The 2226-nt window shown below is 39.9% G+C and carries 2 protein-coding genes; both read left to right on the forward strand.

Going from position 1 to position 2226, the window contains the following annotated elements; all coding sequences use genetic code 11:
* Positions 1–153: 153 nt before the first annotated feature.
* Positions 154–414: a hypothetical protein gene (locus tag AC1F2U_RS34600; protein WP_480265252.1), complete on the forward strand. Its 261-nt coding sequence runs from the start codon at positions 154–156 to the stop codon at positions 412–414.
* 276 nt (positions 415–690) lie between these two features.
* A complete protein-coding gene (locus AC1F2U_RS34605) occupies positions 691–2112 on the forward strand; it encodes an nSTAND1 domain-containing NTPase (protein ID WP_480265253.1) in 1422 nt (473 codons plus the stop codon).
* Positions 2113–2226 lie beyond the last annotated feature (114 nt).

Here is a 2226-nt window from a genome sequence, read left to right on the forward strand (position 1 = left end):
CGCCAACGCAAACATCGCCTTCACCATGATCCAATTACCGCAATACAAGGTTTGGTCAATCAACATACAGAAATTCTCTCTGTGCTTGAGTCTCAAGCCCTAAAATACCAATTAGATAGCTAGGGGTTTCAAGTATTCGCAGACTATGAGTATTTGCTGCAATGTGCTTGCATCTGGGGTGAAGGTGGCTTTGGTCTCAATAACAGCATTCTTGTTAACTATATTCAGTCTTCTATCGGTATTATTGGTAGTTCCAACTATGAGCAATGGGCAACTGAGCTATCGCTGATTGTCAGTAACCAAGCAAACTATTTCATCCTTCAGGACAATGCTGTTGAACCCTTAGAGCAGCTTGTAAACACTTATAGTACTAAAGGAAAAATCTCATTAATGCCAAAAGCATTTGCACTCTAACAATCTTACGCTCGCTTCGTTACCGTGGAAGTTGTACTCCTTTGCAGATTATCAGGTTCTCCAATATCTGTGAAAAGTTCTGCTCAAAATTATCACCATGCGTAAAAACTCCCCACCTTATGCGTATAAGAATTTGAAGTATCTGGGAGCAAAATCATCATGTCCCTTCAGAAGAATCAAAAGTCAGATTTGACTGCTTGTGTAATAAAATACCAATAATCTCTGCGTTTCTTTTCAACCCATTAATCCAAAAAAGTCAATCTGTTTGCATCGACTATGAAAAAGTTAGTTATCCTTCAATTTGATGGTGAGTTTTCTAAAGGATATAAAGTAACTTTAGAAGTGGGCGAAGAGGGAAAACGTCCTGACTTGAGAATCAGGGGAGAACTACCTCAAGCTCTTGAGATTATTCAATGTTTTCAAAATTGGCGTGATATTTACCGCAGTTTGGATGGACAAACTCGGATTAAAAAACTTGGCGCTAGGAATGTAAATATTGATGATCTGAAACAAAAATGCGATGAGCAATCGCAAAATTTACTTAATTCTTTTAATTCATGGTTACAATCACAATCTTTTAATCCTATCAAAAATTGCCTATATCAACAAGATTGGCATAGGGAAGATGAAATTAGGGTAATTCTTAGTACAGATTGCCAAGAACTACGTAAACTACCTTGGCATTTGTGGAATGGGTTTTATGCTATACCTCATTTCCGTATTACACCTTTTGAAGTCGCTTTAAGTGCGCCGGATGGTGAACGCAGAGAACGACCATTTAGAGAAAAGATTAGAATTTTAATTATTCTGGGTGATAGTACGGAAATAAATGTTAAAGCGGATGAACAACTACTACAAAAATATTGTGGTGATGCGAAAATAGTCACCCTTGTAGAACCATTGCGGCAGGAACTAAATAATTATTTACAAGATGAAATTGGTTGGGATATGTTGTTTTTCTCCGGGCATTCTCAAACTCAGGGGACACAGGGGCGAATATTTCTCAATCATGATGATAGTTTAACGATGGCAGAATTGAGAGATACTTTGCTTCCAGCGATCGCCAAAAGATTGCAATTAGCAATTTTTAATTCTTGTGATGGTTTGGGAATCGCAAGAGAGTTAGAAAGTTTGCAGATTCCGCAAGTAATTGTCATGCGCGAACCTGTTACCGATAAAGTTGCACAGGAGTTTTTAAAGCATTTTTTAAAATCATTTACAGGCGGCAGTTCCTTATGTATTTCTGTGGGATATGCAAGACAACAATTACAGAGGCTTGAGTCACAATTTCCCTGTGCCAGTTGGTTACCTGTAATTGTCCAAAATCAGTTAGAAGTGCCACCCACCTGGCAAAGTTTGGGCATTACTCGCAGTCCATATCGGGGTTTGATGGCGTTTCGGGAAGAAGATGCGGAAAATTTCTTTGGACGAGAGGCGTTTGTTGAGCAATTGGTAATTGATATTACCAGTAAACCTTTGGTTGCAGTAATTGGTGCTTCTGGTAGTGGGAAATCTTCGGTGGTATTTGCTGGATTAATTCCCCAACTGCGGCAGAATAATATTGTAGGGGATAATGGTGGTTCGGACTGCGATCGCTCTATGGGCAGATCCCTGAGGGAGCATCGCCAATGGCAAATTATTTCTTTTCGTCCGGGTAAGAACCCTTTTGAGTCTTTGGCTATAGCCGAATGGCACTAAGAAAAGCCGAAACGCTTGTGTATTAAGCAGTTTGCAACTGCTTTCGTAATTCGTGCCGGGGTTTGGTCATTAAGGGATAAGCTTTCGGGCGGCGTTTACGGACTCGTGGTTCGT

Source organism: Nostoc sp. LEGE 12454 (genome assembly GCF_056620565.1).

Coding starts and splice junctions, on each gene's coding strand:
- AC1F2U_RS34605 (WP_480265253.1), top strand. CDS start 691: ATGAAAAAGTTAGTTATCCTTCAATTTGATGGTGAGTTTTCTAAAGGA.